Source organism: Pandoraea aquatica, assembly GCF_902459565.1.
In the GTDB taxonomy this organism is placed as follows: domain Bacteria; phylum Pseudomonadota; class Gammaproteobacteria; order Burkholderiales; family Burkholderiaceae; genus Pandoraea; species Pandoraea aquatica.
This window is the reverse complement of record NZ_CABPSN010000003.1, coordinates 158,877-179,015: the sequence shown is the minus strand read 5'-3', so window position 1 is coordinate 179,015 and position 20,139 is coordinate 158,877. Positions and strand designations below refer to the sequence as shown.

Here is a 20,139-nt window from a genome sequence, read left to right as displayed (position 1 = left end):
GGTAGATCTGTCTTAGCAACGCCGGGGCTTTCGAGTCCCGGCGTTGTTGTTTGTGGGAGGGATCGGTGCCCGGGCGAGGCTCCGCCCATGAAGGCCGCCCGAAGTATTTTCATAGCTTTCGCAAAATACCTGTTGACAGCCTATAGCCTTCCCCATATACTCTTTTTCCTACGGCGAATTAGCTCAGTCGGTTAGAGCGACGGAATCATAATCCGCAGGTCCGGGGTTCGAGTCCCTGATTCGCCACCAGTTGTAAGAAAGGCTCTGTAATCTTTGATTACAGAGCCTTTTGTCTATTCCGATGGGTAACTTCCCATTCACGCATTGCCCCGCCCGTCTTCCCCCCGCCCGCATCTACAATTTGCGAATCATTCGCAACAAAAAGTATCGCCTCTCCCTCTCTGAGCGAATGACCTTCGTCAGGCTCGAATCCACGCGCTAACCGTTGGCACGGAACTGGCATCAATAACTCATTACGGTTGCCAAAACGGAATGAACTGGACACCCCCACCTCAAGGCGAAAGCACTGCGCCAAAGTGGTTGAAGACGAGTCTCACCTTACTCTATCGCGCGCTATGTGGAATTTTGGTGCTAGGCGGGCTCGCGTTCATTGTTGCGCACATATTTAACATTCCGACTCAATTCGATACGATTCTGCCGTTTTCGCTATTTATTCTTACTTTCGGCTTGTTCTCGATAGTAGACACTTGGCGCATTTGGCTTTTACGCCTGCCTGTCAAAACCAGATTCTCCCCGCCGGTGCCATATGGCTACCCAGGATGGCGCAGCATTCTCCAATCTGAGCTCCTCGCGGGAGGTTACCTGTTTATATTCGGCGCGCTGCTATCTCTGCTTTGAGTTGCGGGCACCCATCAAGAAGTCGACCCGCTTTTTCGGAGGCTAGCTGCTGATGAATCAGGTAGTTTTCGAAAATAAGAACACACCCTGATTCGCCACCAAATTTAAAAAGGCCATGAGCAATCATGGCCTTTTTTCTTTTCTGCTCGCGCTGCGTCACACAGCGGTCGATCAACTTCGTACCGCACCCCGAAAAGCTGCGCCAAGTGCAGCCAGCGCACCGCGCGCCCGGCTGTCCTTCACACGGGTATGCAGCAGAATGGGCAGATGCGGCAACTCGGGCAGCGACAGTCTGGGGCCTACGTCAACCGCACCAAACGGCACCATCCGTGGCGACAGCGCTGCCACACCCAGCCCGGCCATCACAGCCGCAGCAACCGCCATCACGCCCCCACCAACGAAGACCTCCGTCCAGGGGATACCCGCCTCGTCGAGAAGCTGTTCAGCAACGGCGCGCACGCCGCAAGGCTCCGCCATCGTGGCGAGCGGCAACGGCTCCCCCGCGCGATGCTGCCAGCCGGGTGCCGCAAACCAGCCGAACTTCTCTTCGGTGACGACCTCCCCGTCGCTTCGGCCAACATGCATGCGAACCAGCACCGTATCGAGTTCTCTCCGGTCGAAACGCTGAAGCAAATCCGCCGACGTTGCGATCCTGATCTCGATCAGTAGCTGAGGATCCTGCGCGTTCATCCGCGCAATCAACGCGGGAAGCTCCGGCCCCGCGACATGCTCGCTGATGCCGATGGTGAGGCGCTGACGCGCGCCCGCGACCGCAGCCACCGCGCGGTCATGGGCGTCGATGAGCTTGCGCGCGTGGTCGAGAAAGGTGGCGCCCTGCGCCGAGAGCTCGACGTATCGGGGAGTCCGCTCAATAAGCCGGAAACCCAACCTGTCCTCAAGACGTTTGAGCTTCAGGCTGACGGCCGCCTGCGTCGTCCGCAACGCTTCCGCAGCACGCGTGAAGCTGCCAAGCTCTGCAATACGGATAAAGGCGCGCACGGCCTCCAGATCAAGCGAACGCTCTGTCATTTCAAATTGTTATCATTGAAATAAGAATGCATAGCTTATCAGAATAGATACTATGGAGCGGGTCAACACACGAGGAAACTCACCATGCCACTCGCTCATATTTCAATGCGTACCGGAAAGTCCGAGACCTACAGACAGGCGATATTCGATGGCGTTTATCGCGCGCTGCGGGAGACATTCACCGTGCCCGAAGACGACCAGTTCATGGCGTTGACCGAGCATGACGCCGCGAACTTCCGCTACGGGGCGACGTACCTGAACGTCGCCCGAAGCGACGACCTCGTGCTCATCCAGATCACCGCCAACAACACGCGCACGAAGGAACAAAAGAAAGCCCTGTTCCGGCGGATTGCCGAGTTGCTCAGCGATAACCCCGGCATTCGCCCCGAGGACGTGTTCGTGAATCTTGTCGAAGTCGAGAAGGAAAACTGGTCGCTGGGGTTGGGACTCTCGCAGTACGCGTGAGGCTGGCGGACGTAGCGAAATGAAAAATCGGCGGCCCACTTCGGGCCGCCGACGTTATCGCTGAAACCAACTTCGCTTTCGGCCCGCCCGGCGCACCGATCAATCGAAGTCGAACATCTCGAACAGCGACTTCTTCTTGCGCGGACGGTCATAGTGGCGACGGCGGTCGTCGTGGCCATGATGGGTGTTGCGGTGTCTGTCGTCGTCATCGTGCCGATCACCGTCGTCGCGATACTCGCGGGACGCCCGGTGCTCTCGGGCGTCGTATCCGCCTCGTCCAAATCCACCCTGCCCGCCTTGCACAGTCTGTGCAGCCATCGCCGGAGTCTCGTCCGTGCGCTCGATCAGCTTGTCCAGCTCGCCACGATCGAGCCACACGCCGCGACACTTCGGACAGTAATCGATCTCCACACCCTGACGCTCCGTCATCAGCAGATCCGGGGTACCGCATACAGGACACTTCATCGTTTCGCTCCGTTACTTAAAGGACAACGCCCTCAATGTACCGAGCGTGTCGCAACGGAAAAACCTGTATTTCCATTCATTCAAGTTCGAAAAAACCGAACACTCAAGCCATCCTCGCCAACAAAAAAGCGGTGCCGATTTTCACCGGCACCGCTTTTATTTACCGCCCAGAAACGTATCGCTTAGTGCAGCACGCGCGCCTTCTCTGCGTCACGTCGCGCCTTGGCACGACGCGTCATCATGTTCAGCCCTTCGACGAAGGCCGAGAACGCCATAGCTGCGTAGATATAACCCTTGGGGATGTGCGACCCGAAGCCCTCCGCAATCAGCGTCATACCGATGACCAGCAGGAAGCCCAGCGCCAACATGACCACCGTCGGATTCGCCGCGATGAAGCGCGAGAGCGGACCCGCCATGAACAGCATCGCCGTCACTGCCGCGATCACGGCGATGAACATGATCGGGATGTGCTCGGTCATGCCCACTGCCGTCACGATGCTATCGATGGAGAACACGAGGTCCAGCACCAGAATCTGCATGACGGCCGCGCGTGCGGTGATCGTCGCCAGCGTGCCCGACGCGTCGCCATTCGCTTCGTCTTCCAGCCCCGTCGCCACGTGGTGATGCATCTCCTTCGTCGCTTTCCATACGAGGAAGAGACCACCGGCAATCAGGATCAGGTCACGCCACGAGAAGCCGTGGTCGAACAGTTCGAACAGCGGTGTCGTCAGTTTTGCGATCCAGGCCACCGTGCCGAGCAACGCCAGTCGCATGATCAGCGCCAGCGCGATCCCCATGCGCTGCGTGCGCGCGCGCATCGCCAACGGCAATTTGTTCGTCAGGATCGAGATGAAGATCAGGTTGTCGATGCCGAGCACGACCTCCATGACCACCAGCGTGACAAGCGCCGCCCACACCGCCGGGTCGGCCGCCAAAGCAAGTAGATAGTCCATATGTGCGCCAGAGTTTCCGTATGGTTATCGGGAGGATCGCCGCCGTTCGGCATCGGCCCTCCCCTTTCGTCTCCCGCACACAACGTAGGGTGCGGGCTCAGGACAGCATCATCGTCGAACTGATGCTTCGCAAAAACCAGTTATATACTTCACTTTAGTTCGGTTTTTCCGAAGTCTTCCCATTATGTTGAACTACCGCCATCTTTACTACTTCTGGGTGGTCGTCAAGGAAGGCGGCTTTGCCAGAGCCGCCGAGCGCCTCGACATGGCCGTCCAGACCATCAGCGCGCAGGTCCGTGAGCTGGAAAAGTCGCTGGGCCACCAGTTGCTCAAACCTGCCGGGCGCGGCGTCGCCATGACCGAGCCGGGACACGCTGCCTTCCGGCGTGCCGAGGAAATCTTCCGCCTCGGCCAGTCGATTCCCGACGAAGTCCGTGAAGCCGCAAGCGGGCGGGTGGCTCGCCTCGCGGTGGGTCTCGCAGACGGCATCTCGAAACTCGCCGCCCATGCCATTCTCGCACCGGTGCTCGACACGCCATCGCTGCGACTCGTTTGCCACGAAGGCGAGCATGAACAACTGCTCGCCGAACTCGCCCTGCACAAGCTCGATCTCGTGCTCGCCAGTCAACCCGCGCCGTACAACCCGACCTTGCGGCTCGCGAGCGAGCGTCTGGTGGAGTCGCCGGTCGACTGGTACGGACCGGCGTCGCTCGTACGCAACGCCTCGCGCGACACGTTCCCGCAATGCCTCGCCACCCTGCCCGTATTATTGCCGACGGGACACTCGGCCTTGCGCGCTCGCCTAGATCAGTGGTTCGAGACGCAGAGCATTCGTCCCAACATCGTGGGCGAGTTCGAAGACAGCGCACTGATGGCCGTGTTCGCCACGCGCGGCATGGGCGTGTTCCCGCTGAGCGAAGCCGGGGCCGGCGACGTCTCGCTGCTGCGCGGACTGCGCTGGCTGGGCCGCCCGGACGACGTCCACGAGGACATTCACGCGATTCGCTCGCGACGCGGCGAAGGGCATCCGCTCGTCACCCGCATCATCGAAGGCATTCGTGACACCACGACCGGGGTGACGTCCGGTTCTGATATAAGAAGGACTGACGCGCCATCCGAGCCGTCGTCATCTGTGAGGAAACCTCATGTCGAGTCGTAGCGACCAGCGCAAGTTCTTCCACCTCATGCTGTTCGTCGTGACGATCGTGTTCGGGTGGATTCTGTTCCCACTGTTCGGCGCGGTGTTCTGGGGGACGATTCTCGCCGTGCTGTTCCAGCCGGTGCAGCGCCGCATTCTGGTGCGCATGCGCGGACGCCCCAACCTCGCCGCCCTCACCACGCTCGCGCTGATTCTGATCATCGTGATTCTGCCGCTCACGCTCGTCGTGGGCATGCTGACGCAGGAAATCAGCACGGCGCTCGTGCGCTTTCGCACCGATCTGCCGCAACTGACGGTGTCCTTCCAGCAATTGCTCGATCGCCTGCCCGCCAGCGTTCACCGGATTATGGATCTGGCCGGTGTGCAGGACGTCAACGCCATTCAACAGAAGCTGGGCGACGGGGCGGCGCAGATCGGGCGTCTGGTCGCGGTGTACCTCGTGAGCATCGGACAGAACACCGCACAGTTGCTGGTGAGCTTCGGTGTGATGCTCTACTTGCTGTTCTTCCTGCTGCGCGACGGGACGGCGCTCGGTGCGATGGTTCGACGCGCCCTGCCGCTCGACGAGCGTCACAAGGGTCAGTTGATCCGGCAATTCACGACCGTGGTCCGCGCGACCGTCAAAGGCAACATCGCGGTGGCAGTGGCACAGGGCGCGCTCGGCGGCTTCATCTTCGCCGTACTCGGGATCCAGGGTTATGTGCTGGCGGCCGTGGTGATGGCCTTTCTGTCGCTGCTGCCCGCCGTGGGTGCAGCCGTGGTGTGGGTGCCCGTGGGCATCTGGCTGCTGCTCGCCGGGCATGTCTGGAAGGCGGTGATCCTGTTCGCGTTCTGCGGCACCATCGTCAGTCTCGTCGACAACGTGCTGCGCCCGATCCTCGTGGGCAAGGACACCAAGCTGCCCGACTGGGTGGTACTGATCTCCACCCTCGGCGGCATGTCGCTCTTCGGTCTGACGGGCTTTGTGATCGGGCCGCTCATCGCTGCGCTGTTCATCGCGAGCTGGAACATCTACACGCGTCTGCGCGACGACGATGAAGCGGCCGATGCAGGTTGATGGTTGATAGGGTTCGGCGCTGCATTACTGCTGCAAGATGCCTTCGACGTCCGTCGCGACTTGCGCCATCAGGCCATCCCAGTCACCACGCGCTGGCTGCCGATACAACGAGACCGACGGATACCAGTCGCTGTCGCGTCGTGTCAGTTGCCACCGCCAGTCCGGCGTGTAGTTCAGCAGCACCCACACCGGTTTGCCCAGCGCGCCGGCCAGATGCACCACTGCCGTATCGGCGGCAATCACCAGATCCATTTGCGCGATGACGGCCGCCGTCTCCGCGAAGTCGCTGAGCTTCGCGCCGATGTCGTGCACGTTGCCGTGCGCGCTGCGGTAGCTCGCAAGTTCGGCATGCTCCTCGTCGGTCGCGTCGACCTGTAACGAATAGAACTGGGCGTTCGTGGCGAACAGCGGTGCCCAGTGCTTGAGGGCGATGTCCCGATGCGGCGGGAACGGACGCGTGCGCCACACGAAGCCGACACGAAGCGCACCTTCCGGCTTCGCCCCGAGGGCGGAACGCCAAATCATCTCGCGCCCGGCACTGGAGCGCAGATAGGGCGAATGCACCGCCACGTCTCCCGCGATCTTGAGCAGATGGGGCAAGCTGAGCAGCGGCAATTGCCAGTCGAACGACGGCACCGGCATGTGCTCGCCGAGCACCGTCACGCCCCGCGCGAAGCCACCCAGCAGCGTGACGAGCGGTGCCTGCACCGCGAGCACCACCGTCGCACCCATCGCTACCAGACGCGGCACGAAACGCACGAACTGCAGCGTGTCGCCGAAGCCCTGTTCGCTATAGACGAACACCGTCTTGCCCGCGAGCGGCGCTTTACCGTCCCACAGACGATCGTTGAAACGGCGCGTCTGCCCCCCGTCCTGCCAGCGCCATTCGTAGTCGTGCCAGCCGTGCTCGAAGTCGCCCAGCAGCAAATTGGTTTGCGCCCGGTTGGTCCGCGCACCCGCGTGATCCGGCGACAGCTTGACGGCGTCGCGCAGGCATTGCAGCGCGTCGGCGAAGGCGTGCTGCTCGCGCAGCGCCACGCCCAGATTCACCAGCGGATCGGGCTGCTGCGGGGCAATCGCGTTGGCGAGCCGGTAAGCGGCGATCTCTTCGTCGAAGCGCCCCAGCGAACCGAGCGCACGGCCTCGGTTGAAATGGGCCTGCCACAGTGCGGGTGCTTTGGCCGAGGTGCGCTCGAACCAGGCAAGCGCACGCGCGTTGTCGCCCGCCTGTGCCCACGTCAGACCGACCGTGTGCATCGTACCGATGACGTCGGGCGACTGCTGCACCGTCGCTTCGAACAGCGCTTCGGCGCGCATCGGACGCCCCGCTTGCAGACTGGCCATCGCAGCATCGAACGTCGCTTGCGCCCCAGGACGCGGCACGAGCGCGAGCAGACGGTCGAACGCATCGGCCGCGCCTTCGAAAGCGCCCGTGCGCAACGAGACATATGCGAGCCCTTCGAGCGCGGGAAGAAATTCAGGGGATTGTTTAAGAACTTGTCGTAACTCGGCGATCGCCTCGTCGAGCCGGCCGGCGGCACTGAGTTGTCGTGCACGCTCGCAACGCGCGTCTAATGGCGTCGTCATGCGGCGCATCCTTGCTTGTCTTGGAATGGGAGGGAGACGGGCCGGCAAGCCATACGAACACCGCAAGCGGAGAAACCGCCCGCAGCGACTGGCGCCGTGGCCCGAGCAAGCGGTGCACACTACACCACCGCACGGCGCGAAGCAAGCCGCGGGGATTGGTCCGCGCGACCGCTCATAAGTTCACAACTTAAACGTAACCAATTGTCGCGATCTCCCTTGTGCGACCGGGGTTCGGGCCGGTGTATTCGCCGTTGCACCAAACGCCTTTGAAAGCACATTTTTTGAAAGCGCAAACGCGCCGCTTCAAATCGGTATCGACTGACGAAACCCAGACTTCCCGCAGTGCAGCATAAAAACCACAATCGCCCATCGGCGACGGGGTTTGCCAACGTATGACACCCGCTTTAACATCTTTTTACGGGGCAATCTGGTAGCATCCGCTGCCGTCCCTGCACACGCGCAACGTCGCTGCCGTGCTGCACTACGACGCTTCAGCCCTGTTGTCCGTCCGAACCCTCATCCAAACGAGGTCCTGATGACGCGCGTAGCCCGTCCGTTCATCCCCGCCACCGCGCGACGCCTGCTGCCCAACCGCTGGGATTTCATCGCTTTCCCGATCATCATCGGCTTTCTGATGGTCAGCTCATCGGGCATTCGACAAACCTGGGCCCCGCTGGCCGATCTGCATACCGAAGTCATCTCGCTGGACCCGTCCAATCTGCCCGAGTACGCATTACGCACGACGCTGCGCATGCTCGCGGCAATGGTGGCCTCGCTGATCTTCACGCTGGTCTACGGCACGCTTGCGGCCAAGAGCCGTCGTGCGGAAAAGCTGCTGGTGCCGATGCTCGACATTCTTCAGTCGGTGCCGGTGCTGGGCTATATCTCATTTACCGTCACTTTCTTCCTCGCCCTGTTCCCGGGACGCGTACTGGGTGCCGAATGCGCCGCCATCTTCGCGATCTTCACGAGTCAGGCGTGGAACATGACGTTCTCGTTCTACCAGTCGATGCGCACCCAGCCGCGCGATCTGTCCGAAGTCGCGGTCAATCTGCGTCTTTCGCCGTGGCAGCGCTTCTGGAAGCTCGACGTGCCGTACTCCATGCCGGGCCTCATCTGGAACATGATGATGAGCATGTCGGGCGGATGGTTCTTCGTGGTGGCGTCCGAGGCGATCACCGTGGGCGACAAGACGGTCACGCTGCCGGGCATCGGCGCGTATCTCGCCACGGCTATCCTTCAGCGCGATCTGGGCGCGGTGGGCTGGGTGATTCTGGCGATGGTCGTGGTCATCGTCATTTACGACCAGTTCCTGTTCCGCCCGATGGTCGCGTGGTCGGACAAATTCCGTCTGGAAGACACGGTCTCGCAGGCCGCCCCCGAATCGTGGGTGCTGAACGTCATTCAACGCACGCGCGCCATTCAGTTGCTGCTGCGTCCGCTGGGCAAGCTGCTGCGCACGATCGCGCGCATGCGTATGCCGATCTCGCTGCCCGCCGCGATTCACTCGGAGTCGAAGTCAGCGCTCTCGCGCGTGATCGACTGGCTGTGGGCTGCGCTGCTCGTGGTGCTCGGCGTGTTCGCGGCATGGAAGATCGTCACGTTCGTGCTGAGCGAAGTCGGCGGGCCGGAGATTCTGCGCGTGTTCGGCCTCGGCCTGATCACGCTGGTGCGGGTGATCGTGCTGATCGCGATTGCGTCGGTGATCTGGGTGCCGCTGGGGGTGCTGATCGGCCTGCGTCCGAAGCTCGCCGAGCGCATTCAGCCGCTCGCCCAGTTCCTCGCGGCGTTCCCGGCCAACCTGCTGTTCCCGATCTTCGTGGTGCTGATCGTCCACTTCCATCTGAATGCGGACATCTGGCTCTCGCCGCTGATCGTGCTGGGCACGCAGTGGTACATCCTGTTTAACGTCATCGCTGGCGCGACCGCCTTCCCGAACGACTTCAAGGAAGCCGCCACCAACTTCCGCATTCGCGGCTGGCAATGGTGGCGTCAGGTCATGTTGCCGGGCATCTTCCCCTATTACGTGACGGGGGCGATCACGGCGTCGGGCGGTGCGTGGAACGCATCCATCGTCTCGGAATACGTGCAGTGGGGCGACGACAAGGTCGCCGCGCACGGTCTGGGCGCCTACATCGCACAAACGACGGCCGCCGGCGACTATCCGCGCATTCTGCTCGGCATCGCGGTCATGGCGCTGTTCGTCGTGCTGTTCAACCGTTTGCTGTGGCGCCCGATGTACGCCATCGCTGAAAACAAGCTTCGTCTGAATTGAAGGGACCGTGATGCCGAACGATACTCAAACGATTGCCGGAAAAGAGATCTTCTCGCTCGCCAACGTCAGTCGCGGCTTCCGCAAGGGCAGCGACGAGCGTCAGGTCCTCGACGGCGTGAACCTGCAACTGCATGAAGGCGAGATCGTCGGCCTGCTGGGCCGCTCCGGCTCGGGCAAGTCGACGCTGCTGCGCATCATCGCCGGCCTGATTCAGCCCAGCTCGGGTGACATCCGCTACATGGGCGAGCCGCTCGAAGGCCCCCCCGAAGGCGTGGCGATGGTGTTCCAGACCTTCGCGCTGTTCCCATGGCTCACCGTGCTGCAAAACGTGGAAGCCGGGCTGGAAGCGCTCGGCGTCGAGCCGAAGGAACGTCGCAAGCGTGCGCTGGCCGCCATCGACCTGATCGGTCTGGACGGGTTCGAGAACGCCTATCCGCGCGAACTCTCCGGCGGTATGCGCCAGCGCGTGGGCTTCGCCCGGGCGCTGGTGGTCAACCCCACGCTGCTGCTCATGGACGAGCCGTTCTCCGCCCTCGACGTGCTGACGGCCGAAACGCTGCGTACCGACCTGCTCGATTTGTGGAGCCAGCGTCAGTTGCCGATCAAGTCGATCCTGATCGTCACGCACAACATCGAGGAAGCCGTGTTCATGTGCGACCGCATTCTGGTGCTGTCGTCGAATCCGGGCCGTGTGGTCGCCGAGATCAAGGTGCCGTTCCCGCACCGCCGCAACCGTCTCGATCCCGCCTTTCGCAAGATGGTGGACGACATCTACGCGCTGATGACCTCGCGTCGTAACGCCCACACCACGCAGAAGATGCCGCTGGAACTCTCCAGCCCGCTGCATGAAGTGTCGACCAACCTGATGGCCGGTCTGCTCGAAGCGCTGGCAGTGCCGCCGTACAACGGACGCGCCGACTTGCCCGATATCGCACAGACGCTGCTGCTGGAGGTTGACGACCTCTTCCCCGTCGCCGAAATTCTCGATCAGTTGGGCTTCGCCGAACTCAAGGAAGGCGACATTCTGCTGACGGCCGCAGGCAAGCGATTCGTGGATGTGAGCACGCAGGAGCGCAAGGTGCTGTTCGCCGAGCATCTGCTGCGCCATGTGCCGCTCGCAGCGAAGATCCGCGCGGTGTTGCAGGAACGTCGTGGCCAGCGCGCACCACGCGTGCGTTTCGAGCAGGAGCTGGAAGATTCGATGTCGGACGATCTCGCACAGGAAACGCTCGACACCGCGATCAACTGGGGCCGCTACGCCGAGATCTTCTCGTACAACGACCACACGGAAACGTTCAGTCTTGAGGACGTGGAAGGCGCGACCTGAGCACCGTCCGCTGAATCCGAGGCGGACAAAACAACGCCGCGCGAGTCTCTCGACCGCGCGGCGTCGTTGTTTCTGCTGTGACGTTCGTGACGTCCTGAGTACGCCTCAGAATGCGTAGCCTGCGCCGATCATCCACGTCTGGTTGATCGTCTTTGAATCGGGCTCGTAAGCATTCACGCCGGGGCTGACTTGCGTGACGCTGGAACGTCCGTACTGGAAGCGAGACCACTCGTAGGTCGCATTCACGTGGAAGTTGCGCGCCACCGCGTAATCCAGCCCGAAGCCCGCCACCACGACTGGCTTGTTGCCGAGATTGAAGGTGTTCTGCGAACCGGCGAGTGTCATCGACGAGCCGACCATCGCACCGGCGCGAATGTCCGCCGTCGCCACGAGCTTCGACGTCAGCTCCAGTTGCCCCATGAGACCGCCCCCGACCACGTGATGACGGTAGCGCTCGTAGAAGCCGTAAGGATCGCGGCTGCTGTCGCGGATCCAGTCGCGATAGCTGTAGCTGACATACGGAATCACCTGCGCATTCCACGTCCCGAGATGGAACGGAATGGCCTTACCGGCTTTGAGGGTGACGTCCGTGGCCGTCGAGCGCGTGGTCATCCCGTAATTCGACTGGATCACCCGGCCGGTGACGTCCTGCAAATAGCCGCCGTAGTTCACGTTGCCGTGCGCCACACGGACCGAACCGCTGAAGTACAGATTGGAGATGCCGAACAACTGCCGCTGCGTCGACGCCGTCAACGCAAAGGCCGCGGTCGTTCCGCTCTCGGAGTCGCTCTTGCCCGGGGCAATGGTTTCCCAGTAGTTCAGGCTCTGAGCACCGACACCGAACCAGACCTGATTGTTGGCGCGCAGCATGGCTTCCTGCGCATTGGCGCCAGCCGAAAAAAGGCTGGCAAGACCGGCAAAGCCGGCGGCAACGACGAGCAATGCGGTGCGTCCGAAGACAGTACCGCCGGGGCCGCAAACGATGGTGCGGCGCGAGTTCGACGTCATGGCACGACCCTCCCCAGGCGTGAACATCGACGATCCGGAAGTGACCATCGGCGTGGCCACCGTTTTCAGGCATTGTTTCAGCGCGTCTCGCGAGGCGCAAGCGGGGAAATGTGGATTCTTTGCATACCTCGATTTTCGAGAGATCCATTCGTCGTGCCAATGCCCCGGCACCGCCATGGGGAATGTCGGCCAGCGGGCCGTGGCGATTGACGATCGAAGCAGGGAGGACGGAGAAATCGACGCGGCCGGCCGCTTTCGAGGTCTTCGTCGAAACGAAACGGCCGAGGGGAGACCGTGTCAAAAAGGCCACACCTATCGGTATAGATACTGATTAGCGGTCGTTTTTGTGCGGTCGCATAATCGACTCAGAACCTGCGTGTCGTGTGCCGGGGGGCGCATAGACAAAGGCTGGAGCAGGTTCTCTTTGCGGCGAAGACCGTGTACCAGATACGAGAAGGTGCAATATGAGCTACTACCACTCCAAAGAAGAAGGCCGCGCACGCGCCATCAGCTTCACCCCCGCCTACCGCTGGCGTCGTCGCGTGTTCGCCGTGACCTGTGCGGTGCTCGCCGCGCTCGCTTACTACGCGGTGCATCACCCGAAGTAAGCGTCACGGCATCGCAACATCACGGCAGGGCGCAGCGCCGTCGTTCAGACGCCCGCCCCGTCAGCCTCGTTCAGGCCGCGTTTCCCAACACCGGCGCGTGCCAGTCGAGCGGCACGTTGGCGAGCATGTCGTCCACCATGGCGTCCAGATCGAAGGCCGGCTTCCAGCCCCAGTCGTAGCGCGCATGCGTGTCGTCGAGCGTGTGCGGCCACGTCTCGGCAATCGCCTGACGGAAGTCCGGCGCGTACTTCACCGTGAACCCCGGCACGCGGCGTGCAATCGCCGCGGCAAGCGTCTTCGGGTCGAAACTCACCCCCGCCACGTTGTACGACGAACGCACGCGCAGACGCGAGGCGTCGGCATTCATCAACTCCAGCGTGGCGCGCACGGCATCCGGCATATGGATCATCGGCAACGTGGCGTCTTCCTTCAGGAAGCACGTGTACGTTTCGCCACGACGGGCCGCCTGGAAGATGTCGATGGCGTAATCGGTCGTACCGCCGCCCGGCGGCGTCTTGAAGCTGATCACGCCCGGATAGCGCAGACTGCGCACGTCCACCCCGAACTTCGTGAAGTAGTACTCGCACAGCCGCTCGCCCGCCTGCTTGCTGATGCCATACATCGTGGTCGGATCCATGATGGCGAGCTGCGGGGTTTCCACGGCCGGGGTGTGCGGCCCGAACGCCGCAATCGACGACGGCCAGAACACGCGCAGGTTCTTCCCCTTGCCCTGATGCTCACGCGCCAGTTCGAGCACGTTGAGCAGGCCGTTCATATTGAGCGTCCAGGCTTGCAGCGGACGGGTTTCGCCCGTGGCCGAGAGCAGCGCCGCCAGATGGAAGATCTGGGTGATGCCGAAGCGCTCGACCAGTGCCGCCAGACGCGCCGCGTCGAGCACGTCGAGCGTTTCGTAATGCACCGGATGGCGCGACGGCCCCGGCGCGATGTCGGTGGCAACGACATTCTCGTTGCCGTATTGCGCGGCCAGCGCTTCGACGAGTTCACTGCCGATCTGCCCGTTCGCGCCAATGATGAGAATTCGTTCCATGATCAACCTTGCTTGAGAATGCCGAGTTCGTTACCGGCCTGAGCGAACGCCGCCAGCGCACGGGTGAGGTGTTCGCGGGTATGCGCCGCCGAGAGTTGCACGCGCACTCGCGCCTGACCTTGCGGCACCACCGGGTAGAAGAAGCCCGTGGCGATCACGCCGAGTTCGTACAGACGCTGCGCGAAGTTCTGGGCGAGCGTGGCGTCGAACAGCATCACCGGGACGATCGGATGCGTGCCCGGCTTGATCGTGAAACCCAGCGCCGCCACTTCCTGACGGAAAAACGCCGTGTTCGTGTGGAGTTGTTCGCGGCGCGAGGACGAGTGTTCGAGTTCGTCGAAGACCGCCAGCGACGTACCGACGATGGCCGGTGCGAGGCTGTTGGAGAAGAGATAGGGGCGCGAGCGCTGACGCAGCGTCTCGATCACTTCGCGACGTCCTGCCGTGAAGCCGCCCATCGCACCGCCCAGCGCCTTGCCCAGCGTGCCGGTGATGATGTCGATCTTGCCCAGCACGCCGTGGTGCTCGTGCGTGCCGCGCCCCGTCGGCCCCATAAAGCCGGACGCGTGACACTCGTCGATCATGATGAGCGCGCCGTACTGCTCGGCCAGCGCCACGATACGGTCGAGTTGGGCAATCGTGCCGTCCATCGAAAACACACCGTCCGTGACGATGATGCGGTGACGCGCCCCGGCGGCTGCTTGCAACTGGCGCTCCAGGTCGTCCATATCGTTGTGGGCGTAGCGCAGACGCTGCGCCTTGCAAAGCCGCACGCCGTCGATGATCGAGGCGTGGTTCAGGGCGTCGGAGATGATGGCGTCCTGCTCGTCGAAGAGCGGCTCGAACACACCACCGTTGGCGTCGAACGCTGCGGCGTACAGGATCGCGTCCTCCGTGCCGAGGAATGCGGCGATGCGGGCTTCGAGCTCCTTATGCGGGCCTTGCGTGCCGCAGATGAAGCGCACCGACGACAGACCGAAGCCGAAGTCTTCCAGCGCTTTCTGCCCCGCCTTGACGAGCGACTCGCTCCCGGAGAGCCCCAGATAGTTGTTCGCGCACAGGTTGATACGCGTTTGCCCGTCGTCGCACATGACCTCCGGCCCCTGCCGCGACATGAGCACGCGTTCCTGCTTGAAAAGGCCCTGCCGGCGCGTGTCTTCGAGTCGTTCGGTCAGTTGACGGTAGAAGCCCTCGCGGGCTTCCGGGGTTTGTGCGGTCATCGTGCGCATCTCCTATGCGTTCAGCGGTTTCAGCGGTACGGGGCGAACCCGCTCTGCTACCATGCAGCCATCACGGCATCCAACTTATCGGAAACTATACTTTATATTGAACTAGTTTCAATATATTGAAAAATTCTAATATCTCGGAATTCATATGGCAAGTACTCCCGCAGCCTCTGCGGCGCCTCCGATCGCCCCGCCGCCCGTCGGCGACATGATTCAGCAGCTGCGCAAAGACCGTGGCATGACGCTGGAGACGCTCTCGCGTGCGTCCGGCGTCTCCAAGTCGATGCTCTCGCAGATCGAGCGCGACAAGGCCAACCCGACCATCGCCGTGGCCTGGCGGCTGGCAAACGCCCTGGGCGTGCGTCTCGACCAGTTGCTGGGCGCGCCGTCCGGCGACCCGGAACCGGTGCGCATCTTCGGCAAACATGAGACGCCGACGCTCGCGGGTGCCGAACAGGCCTATCAGCTGAAAATCCTCGGGCCGATGGAGCTGGCAGGCAAATTCGAGTGGTACGAACTGACGCTGCAACCCGGCGCGGCGCTCGTCTCCGAGCCGCACGATCCGGGCACGCGCGAACACTTCACCGTGTTCGACGGGCAGGTCGACATCGAGGTCGAACACGTCGCGCGCCGCGCAAAACCGGGCGAGACGGCCCGCTACCCCGCCGATCGCGCCCACGCGATCCGCAACGTCGGCAAGTCGGTCGCTCGCGGCCTGATGGTCGTGATTCACGGGTAACACGGCTTTACACGGCTTTACACGGCTTACACAGCGAATTGCCGCTCCCTGCAAGGGTTCGCAAGCGTTTGCTTGCCCTCGCAAAGCTCAAGTCCTCCCCAGGACTGCCGTTAGCACACGTTCGGTCCGCATCTTCTTTCGAGGGTGCCGACAACCGATCAATTTGCCGATAACCGGACTGTGCGGATGGGACACCCCGTCACGCACGGCCACCGCATGTGCACCACCAAAGCGGAACCCGTGGGGATGACGAAGTAATGCAGCGATTGAGTTTGAAAGCGAAGTTGTGGTCTGCCGTCGCATTGATGTGGGTCAGCTTGCTGGCCATGGCGATCTGGGGAGCCTGGGCACAGCGCGACACCATGCTGACCGAGCGCAGAGCGGGCCTGACCCACGTGGTCGATGCCGGTCTGAGTCTGGCCAAGCACTACGCGGCCCGTGCCGAGCGCGGCGAAATGAGCGTCGCGGACGCGCAAAAGGCCGCCCGCGAGCAAATCGGCGCGATCCGCTACGACGGCGAAAACTATTTCGGTATCTTGAACTCGCAGCGCGTGATCGTGCTGAACTCGGTCAATCCGAAGCTCGAAGGCAAGGACATGAGCCAGTTCCGCGATCCGTCGGGCAAGCTCATGTTTTCGGACATCGTCGCTGCCGCACGCACTAACGACCCGTTCGTCTCTTATCTCTGGCCCAAGCCCGGCTCGGACAAGCCTGTCGAAAAAATCAGCCGCGTGGGGGTGTACCAGCCGTGGGACTGGTATCTGACGACCGGTGTCTACGTCGACGACATCAATGCCGCCTTCGTCGGCGCGCTACTGCGCTGGGGCGCCATGCTCGCCGTCATCGGTCTGGCGGTGTCGGGCGTCATGCTGCTCATCATCCGCAACGTCCAGCAGAGTCTTGGCGGCGAGCCGGAGTACGCGGCCGATATCGCCACGCGTATTGCCGACGGCGACCTGCTCACGCAAGTCCGTCTGCGTCAGGGCGACGGGGCCAGCCTGCTCTACGCAATGCAGCGCATGCAGGGCAATCTCCAACAGATGATCGGACGCATTCGCGGCGGCACCAGCGCCATCACGCTTGCCGCGCGCGAGATCGCCGAAGGCAACACAGACCTGTCGGCGCGCACCGAGCAGCAGGCCGCCGCGCTGGAGGAGACGGCATCGTCGATGGAGCAACTGACGTCGACCGTGCGTCAGAACGCCGACAACGCACGCCAAGCGAGCCAGCTCGCGGAGAACGCCTCGGCCATCGCGGTGCGCGGCGGACAGGTCGTGGATCAGGTGGTGGCCACGATGGAAGGCATCTCGCAAAGCTCGGGCAAAGTGGTCGACATCATCAGCGTGATCGACGGCATTGCGTTCCAGACGAACATCCTCGCGCTCAACGCTGCCGTGGAAGCGGCACGCGCCGGCGAGCAGGGACGTGGCTTCGCCGTCGTGGCCGGGGAAGTGCGCACCTTGGCCCAGCGCAGCGCCGCCGCCGCCAAGGAAATCAAGGAACTGATCGAGTCGTCGAACGGCCGCGTGCAGGACGGCTCGGTGCTCGTGGCGCAGGCCGGCCAGACGATGCACGACGTGGTGCAGGCCGTGCGACGCGTCACCGATATCATGGGAGAGATTTCAGCCGCGTCGGAAGAACAGAGTCACGGCATCGAGCAAGTCGGCCGTGCGGTGACGCAGATGGATGAAGTCACGCAGCAGAACGCTGCGCTCGTGGAGCAGGCGGCCGCAGCAGCGGCGTCTATGGAAGATCAGGCGCGTGCGCTCGATCAGGCAGTTGCCGCCTTCCGCATGAACGGCGCCGCGACGTCAGACGGGGCACATGTGCCGATGACACGCGGCACCGCTGCCGTCGCGATGCAACGGCTGGCGGCCTGAAGGTAGCAGCGTTGCCAAGTTGTGGTGGCGGTCGACGCGCGTCGGCGACTGCCATCGCTTCCATCGATGTGAGTGACCTACGTCGTCACGCAGCTGTCAGCGCTCCCGCCATGCCCGCGTCGATAATCTGACGCGCCACCGTCGGCAAAATACGCAGCGGTGCAGAGCCCGGCCCGAAGGTCTGGCTCGCGGCATACGCGCCCTCGAGAATTAGCGACAGCGCATCGACCAGCGGTGCCGGCTCGTCGAGACCGGCGGCCGTCACCAGCGCAGTGAAGCGTTTCACCACTTCCGCCTTGTAATTCACGACCGAATGGCGCGCCGCATGGTCCGGGTCGGGGAATTCCGCCGCCACATTGACGAACGGGCACCCGCGATAGCCGGGGCGACTCGCCCGCTGAGCCAGATCCACGAAAATCTGCAACATCTGCGCACGCGGCTCGCCCGGGCGCTTCGCGATGCTCTCGTCGATGCGCGCAAGACTCGCCGTCTGCATATGATCGAGATACGCCAGAATCAGGTCGTCCTTCGATGCGAACTGACGATATAGACTCATCTTGTTGACGCCCGCACGCTTGACGACGGCATCCACCCCCACAGCGCGCACACCCTCCGTATGGAACAACTCGACGGCCGCGTCGAGCAGGTGCTGCTGCGCAATCGGTGCGGGCGTGACGTGTCGACCCGGCTTGGCCGCGCGAGATGCAGCGCTGCGGCGACGTGCCGTGATGGGGGCGGCATTGGGCGTCGCGCTCACGCTTTCGCCCGCGGTTGCCGCGGTGGCTGCAACATCCGCGCCGGCGTTCACCGCGTCTGCCCCGCCGGTCGGCGAGACAGTCTCGACGGGCACGGAAGATGTTGACGATTTGGCCATGATCCGGCGCTCCCTGAACTGTGGTTTGCCATTGACGCGGGCGCTGCGAAAGCCCTGCCGTCAAAAAGGAATACTTGACATGTTACCGATCGGTTCATAACATGGCAACCTCATGTTACCGCTCAGTCACAATTCTATCGATGAACGTAGACCGTGCGGTTCCCGCAAACGTTCCCGGTTCGGCCATTAAAACCGCTTAATACCCCTCAAAGCGGCCAAGACCGAACCACAGCAAGGATCTCCGCCATGAAGGCTGCACTTGCAAGGCGCATCGACGGACGCTTCCACTACGGGTGGATCGTCGTCGGTGTCATTTTCCTCGTCCTGCTCGCATCAGCAGGCATTCGCGCGACGCCCAGCGTCATGATGGTGCCGCTCGAACACGATTTCGGCTGGAGCCGCGCCACGATCTCACTGGCGATCTCCGTCAATCTGGCGCTGTACGGCTTGACCGGACCGTTCGCGGCGGCTGCCATGCAGCGCTTCGGCATCCGTCCCACGGTCATGGTCGCACTGCTGCTGCTCGCGTCGGGCACGGCGCTCTCGTCGCTGATGACCGCACCGTGGCAGATGGTGCTGATCTGGGGTGTGATGGTGGGCGGCGGAACCGGTGTCGCCGCCGTGACGCTCGCTGCCACGGTCTCGAACCGCTGGTTCCACACGCATCGCGGTCTGGCGATGGGCATTCTGACGGCAAGCTCGGCGACCGGACAGATGGTGTTCCTGCCGATCATGGCCGCGATCACGGAAAACTACGGTTGGCGTCCGGTGGTGCTGATCGTGGCAGCGGTGGCCGCGATCGTTCTGCCGCTGGTCGCGATCCTCGTGCCGGAGCGTCCGGGGTCGGTCGGGCTGCGCCCGGTCGGTGCACCGGAAGACGCCCCCGACGTGCAGCTCACGCAAGGCAATCCACTCACGGCGGCGCTCTCGGCTCTGCGCATGGCGGCTGGCAAGCGCGACTTCTGGCTGCTGTTCTTCAGCTTCTTTATCTGCGGCGCGAGCACGAACGGCTACATCGGCACGCACTTCATCGCGATGTGCGGCGACTACGGCATCTCCGAAGTGAAGGGCGCGGGCATTCTGGCGGCGATGGGCATTCTCGATCTCATCGGCACCACGGCGTCGGGCTGGCTCTCGGATCGGTACAACAGCCGCGTGCTGCTGTTCTGGTACTACGGACTGCGCGGCCTGTCGCTGATCTATCTGCCTTACGCTTTCGGCTTCGACTTCTTCGGCATTCCGCTCTTTGCGCTGTTCTACGGTCTGGACTGGATTGCGACGGTGCCGCCGACGGTGCGTCTGACGACCGATGTGTTCGGCAAGACGATGGCCCCGATCGTGTTCGGTTGGATCGTGGCAGGGCATCAGCTCGGCGCTGCGACCGCAGCACTGGTCGCCGGTTCGCTGCGCGCAACGCTCGGCAATTACACGATGGCCTCGATGCTCTCCGGCGGCGTGTGCATCATCGGCGCGTTCATGGTGCTGCGAATCGCCCCGCATGCGCCGAAGCGTCCGGTGGCAGCCAATGCCTGAATCGACTGGTCTGCGCGTGTTGTGCGTATTTTTGGCCGATTAATCGCG

General features: G+C 62.8%; 17 protein-coding genes and 1 tRNA gene. 10 read left to right on the top strand and 8 right to left on the bottom strand.

Annotated features, from left to right (window positions below; genetic code table 11):
- The first annotated feature begins 172 nt into the window (after nucleotides 1-172).
- Nucleotides 173-249: transfer RNA gene (locus PAQ31011_RS11600), tRNA-Met, on the top strand.
- Nucleotides 250-1,029: 780 nt separating this feature from the next.
- On the opposite strand, the gene PAQ31011_RS11595 is transcribed toward PAQ31011_RS11600, so the two are convergent.
- Entirely contained in the window at nucleotides 1,030-1,887 is an 858-nt protein-coding gene (locus PAQ31011_RS11595) for a LysR family transcriptional regulator (protein ID WP_150575990.1), read from the bottom strand.
- 84 nt (nucleotides 1,888-1,971) lie between these two features.
- Between PAQ31011_RS11595 and PAQ31011_RS11590 the strand changes: the two genes are divergently transcribed.
- Nucleotides 1,972-2,352 carry a tautomerase family protein gene (locus PAQ31011_RS11590; RefSeq protein WP_150575989.1) on the top strand — a complete coding sequence of 127 codons (381 nt, stop codon included), beginning with the start codon at nucleotides 1,972-1,974 and terminating at the stop codon, nucleotides 2,350-2,352.
- Between the two features lie 99 nt (nucleotides 2,353-2,451).
- Here the strand turns inward: PAQ31011_RS11590 and PAQ31011_RS11585 are convergent, their stop codons facing one another.
- Both PAQ31011_RS11585 and PAQ31011_RS11580 read right to left on the bottom strand, forming a co-directional pair.
- Nucleotides 2,452-2,817 (bottom strand): TFIIB-type zinc ribbon-containing protein, encoded by a 366-nt coding sequence (locus PAQ31011_RS11585; protein ID WP_150575988.1) that lies wholly within the window; start codon nucleotides 2,815-2,817, stop codon nucleotides 2,452-2,454.
- A gap of 182 nt (nucleotides 2,818-2,999) precedes the next feature.
- A complete protein-coding gene (locus PAQ31011_RS11580; protein ID WP_150575987.1) occupies nucleotides 3,000-3,770 on the bottom strand; it encodes a TerC family protein in 771 nt (256 codons plus the stop codon).
- A gap of 184 nt (nucleotides 3,771-3,954) precedes the next feature.
- On the opposite strand from PAQ31011_RS11580, the gene PAQ31011_RS11575 reads away from it, so the two are divergent.
- Together PAQ31011_RS11575 and PAQ31011_RS11570 are read left to right on the top strand one after the other, a co-directional pair.
- Nucleotides 3,955-4,929 (top strand): LysR family transcriptional regulator, encoded by a 975-nt coding sequence (locus PAQ31011_RS11575; protein ID WP_150575986.1) that lies wholly within the window; start codon nucleotides 3,955-3,957, stop codon nucleotides 4,927-4,929.
- A complete protein-coding gene (locus tag PAQ31011_RS11570; protein WP_150575985.1) occupies nucleotides 4,916-5,986 on the top strand; it encodes an AI-2E family transporter in 1,071 nt (356 codons plus the stop codon). Before PAQ31011_RS11575 ends, PAQ31011_RS11570 begins: the two co-directional genes overlap by 14 nt.
- A gap of 24 nt (nucleotides 5,987-6,010) precedes the next feature.
- On the opposite strand, the gene PAQ31011_RS11565 is transcribed toward PAQ31011_RS11570, so the two are convergent.
- Nucleotides 6,011-7,573: a tetratricopeptide repeat protein gene (locus PAQ31011_RS11565; RefSeq protein WP_174990091.1), complete on the bottom strand. Its 1,563-nt coding sequence runs from the start codon at nucleotides 7,571-7,573 to the stop codon at nucleotides 6,011-6,013.
- Between the two features lie 535 nt (nucleotides 7,574-8,108).
- Here PAQ31011_RS11565 and PAQ31011_RS11560 point away from each other — a divergent pair.
- Nucleotides 8,109-9,848 carry an ABC transporter permease gene (locus tag PAQ31011_RS11560; RefSeq protein ID WP_150575983.1) on the top strand — a complete coding sequence of 580 codons (1,740 nt, stop codon included), beginning with the start codon at nucleotides 8,109-8,111 and terminating at the stop codon, nucleotides 9,846-9,848.
- 10 nt (nucleotides 9,849-9,858) lie between these two features.
- Complete coding sequence (locus tag PAQ31011_RS11555) at nucleotides 9,859-11,175, top strand: ABC transporter ATP-binding protein (RefSeq protein WP_150575982.1); 1,317 nt, start codon at nucleotides 9,859-9,861, stop codon at nucleotides 11,173-11,175.
- Between the two features lie 105 nt (nucleotides 11,176-11,280).
- On the opposite strand, the gene PAQ31011_RS11550 is transcribed toward PAQ31011_RS11555, so the two are convergent.
- Entirely contained in the window at nucleotides 11,281-12,183 is a 903-nt protein-coding gene (locus tag PAQ31011_RS11550; RefSeq protein WP_150575981.1) for a hypothetical protein, read from the bottom strand.
- A 464-nt stretch (nucleotides 12,184-12,647) separates the two neighbouring features.
- On the opposite strand from PAQ31011_RS11550, the gene PAQ31011_RS26365 reads away from it, so the two are divergent.
- Nucleotides 12,648-12,791, top strand: a complete 144-nt coding sequence (locus PAQ31011_RS26365) for a hypothetical protein (RefSeq protein WP_157127442.1) — start codon at nucleotides 12,648-12,650, stop codon at nucleotides 12,789-12,791.
- Nucleotides 12,792-12,861: 70 nt separating this feature from the next.
- On the opposite strand, the gene PAQ31011_RS11545 is transcribed toward PAQ31011_RS26365, so the two are convergent.
- Nucleotides 12,862-13,839, bottom strand: a complete 978-nt coding sequence (locus PAQ31011_RS11545; RefSeq protein ID WP_150575980.1) for an NAD-dependent epimerase/dehydratase family protein — start codon at nucleotides 13,837-13,839, stop codon at nucleotides 12,862-12,864.
- Nucleotides 13,840-13,841: 2 nt separating this feature from the next.
- Nucleotides 13,842-15,059, bottom strand: coding sequence for a glycine C-acetyltransferase (gene kbl, locus PAQ31011_RS11540; RefSeq protein ID WP_150575979.1), 1,218 nt, complete (start codon nucleotides 15,057-15,059; stop codon nucleotides 13,842-13,844).
- 154 nt (nucleotides 15,060-15,213) lie between these two features.
- Here kbl and PAQ31011_RS11535 point away from each other — a divergent pair, with 154 nt between their 5' ends.
- Entirely contained in the window at nucleotides 15,214-15,804 is a 591-nt protein-coding gene (locus tag PAQ31011_RS11535) for a helix-turn-helix domain-containing protein (protein WP_150575978.1), read from the top strand.
- A gap of 257 nt (nucleotides 15,805-16,061) precedes the next feature.
- Nucleotides 16,062-17,684, top strand: coding sequence for a methyl-accepting chemotaxis protein (locus tag PAQ31011_RS11530; protein WP_150575977.1), 1,623 nt, complete (start codon nucleotides 16,062-16,064; stop codon nucleotides 17,682-17,684).
- An 85-nt stretch (nucleotides 17,685-17,769) separates the two neighbouring features.
- On the opposite strand, the gene PAQ31011_RS11525 is transcribed toward PAQ31011_RS11530, so the two are convergent.
- On the bottom strand, nucleotides 17,770-18,558 hold the full coding sequence (locus PAQ31011_RS11525; RefSeq protein ID WP_246179513.1) for a TetR/AcrR family transcriptional regulator: 789 nt from the start codon (nucleotides 18,556-18,558) through the stop codon (nucleotides 17,770-17,772).
- Between the two features lie 246 nt (nucleotides 18,559-18,804).
- Between PAQ31011_RS11525 and PAQ31011_RS11520 the strand changes: the two genes are divergently transcribed.
- Nucleotides 18,805-20,091, top strand: coding sequence for an MFS transporter (locus PAQ31011_RS11520; protein ID WP_150575976.1), 1,287 nt, complete (start codon nucleotides 18,805-18,807; stop codon nucleotides 20,089-20,091).
- The last annotated feature ends 48 nt before the right edge of the window (nucleotides 20,092-20,139 follow it).

Excerpts from the sequence above, each read along its gene's own strand:
- PAQ31011_RS11530 (WP_150575977.1), top strand. The coding sequence starts at position 16,062 with ATGCAGCGATTGAGTTTGAAAGCGAAGTTGTGGTCTGCCGTCGCATTG.
- PAQ31011_RS11525 (WP_246179513.1), bottom strand. The coding sequence starts at position 18,558 with ATGGCCAAATCGTCAACATCTTCCGTGCCCGTCGAGACTGTCTCGCCG.
- PAQ31011_RS11565 (WP_174990091.1), bottom strand. The coding sequence starts at position 7,573 with ATGACGACGCCATTAGACGCGCGTTGCGAGCGTGCACGACAACTCAGT.
- PAQ31011_RS11535 (WP_150575978.1), top strand. The coding sequence starts at position 15,214 with ATGGCAAGTACTCCCGCAGCCTCTGCGGCGCCTCCGATCGCCCCGCCG.
- PAQ31011_RS11520 (WP_150575976.1), top strand. The coding sequence starts at position 18,805 with ATGAAGGCTGCACTTGCAAGGCGCATCGACGGACGCTTCCACTACGGG.
- PAQ31011_RS26365 (WP_157127442.1), top strand. The coding sequence starts at position 12,648 with ATGAGCTACTACCACTCCAAAGAAGAAGGCCGCGCACGCGCCATCAGC.
- PAQ31011_RS11590 (WP_150575989.1), top strand. The coding sequence starts at position 1,972 with ATGCCACTCGCTCATATTTCAATGCGTACCGGAAAGTCCGAGACCTAC.
- PAQ31011_RS11575 (WP_150575986.1), top strand. The coding sequence starts at position 3,955 with ATGTTGAACTACCGCCATCTTTACTACTTCTGGGTGGTCGTCAAGGAA.
- PAQ31011_RS11555 (WP_150575982.1), top strand. The coding sequence starts at position 9,859 with ATGCCGAACGATACTCAAACGATTGCCGGAAAAGAGATCTTCTCGCTC.
- kbl (WP_150575979.1), bottom strand. The coding sequence starts at position 15,059 with ATGACCGCACAAACCCCGGAAGCCCGCGAGGGCTTCTACCGTCAACTG.
- PAQ31011_RS11580 (WP_150575987.1), bottom strand. The coding sequence starts at position 3,770 with ATGGACTATCTACTTGCTTTGGCGGCCGACCCGGCGGTGTGGGCGGCG.
- PAQ31011_RS11560 (WP_150575983.1), top strand. The coding sequence starts at position 8,109 with ATGACGCGCGTAGCCCGTCCGTTCATCCCCGCCACCGCGCGACGCCTG.
- PAQ31011_RS11570 (WP_150575985.1), top strand. The coding sequence starts at position 4,916 with ATGTCGAGTCGTAGCGACCAGCGCAAGTTCTTCCACCTCATGCTGTTC.
- PAQ31011_RS11545 (WP_150575980.1), bottom strand. The coding sequence starts at position 13,839 with ATGGAACGAATTCTCATCATTGGCGCGAACGGGCAGATCGGCAGTGAA.
- PAQ31011_RS11595 (WP_150575990.1), bottom strand. The coding sequence starts at position 1,887 with ATGACAGAGCGTTCGCTTGATCTGGAGGCCGTGCGCGCCTTTATCCGT.
- PAQ31011_RS11585 (WP_150575988.1), bottom strand. The coding sequence starts at position 2,817 with ATGAAGTGTCCTGTATGCGGTACCCCGGATCTGCTGATGACGGAGCGT.
- PAQ31011_RS11550 (WP_150575981.1), bottom strand. The coding sequence starts at position 12,183 with ATGACGTCGAACTCGCGCCGCACCATCGTTTGCGGCCCCGGCGGTACT.